The 856-nt window shown below is 43.2% G+C and carries 2 protein-coding genes; one reads left to right on the forward strand and one right to left on the reverse strand.

Going from position 1 to position 856, the window contains the following annotated elements:
- On the reverse strand, positions 1–278 hold a 278-nt coding region (locus HJG39_RS19305), incomplete at its 3' end, for a hypothetical protein (protein WP_268412055.1).
- A gap of 90 nt (positions 279–368) precedes the next feature.
- Here HJG39_RS19305 and HJG39_RS19310 point away from each other — a divergent pair.
- Positions 369–856: hypothetical protein (locus HJG39_RS19310; RefSeq protein WP_268412057.1), on the forward strand; the 488-nt coding region annotated here is incomplete at its 3' end.

Raw genomic sequence — 856 nt, forward strand, 5'->3', positions numbered from 1 at the left:
TCATAAGCGTATTGGGTAACACCACCGATGGCATCTTCGGTTCGCACCAATTGCTCTAGGGCGTTGTAGGTGCGGCTTACATTTAAGTTACCTACATCGGAGAGCGTGGCTGCCACGCTTATCTCGGTTTTTAGGCCATCGTAAAAGTAGGTTGCCTGAAGTTGCCCGTTGATTTGTGGCGTGGTTTTGCTTTGCGCACGGCCCAGCACATCGAAGCTGGCGTATACCGTGTGCCTTGGCGTTTGATTGGCATAATACGGATGACTTTCATGGGTCATTAAGCCCCTTTTTTGAGAATGTCAGTGATAACACTTAAAAAGACATCACCATCACCTTGCTTTACCATTCTTGGTTTTTAAGAAGTTTGTATGCTGTTGTTTATCGCCTTTTTATTGCTGATTGGATTGTTAGTTAAAGTGGTGAAATGGATGTTCACGAAGGCTTTAAAAAGAGGAAATTCGGATTTAAAGCTACGAAAATACTTTGCACCAACGCCCGCAGCTACCGCGATAAAATCCAACAAAAAACCAGAATGGGTGATGCATAAAGTCATTTACCTTAAAGCGATAAATCCTGAGTTTGGCTGTCGCAAAATCGCTGAATTATTTAATCGAATTCATTTGGTTAAAGATGCCGAAACCGTGAGTAAATCTTACGTATATTTGCAACTTAAAAATCATCAATATCAGTGGCGAGCTTTGCGAAGAAAGCTCAAGCACAAACGGCCTTCGAATGTACCGATAAACACCTGTTGGGGCGTGGATTTAACCACAGTCACCGATACCAATTCGACACAACACACCTTACTTGCAGTGGTCGAGTACGGCTCAAGAAAATGCCTAAGTTTGCAGCGCAT

The organism is Alteromonas sp. a30 (assembly GCF_026788005.1).
GTDB lineage: Bacteria > Pseudomonadota > Gammaproteobacteria > Enterobacterales > Alteromonadaceae > Paraneptunicella.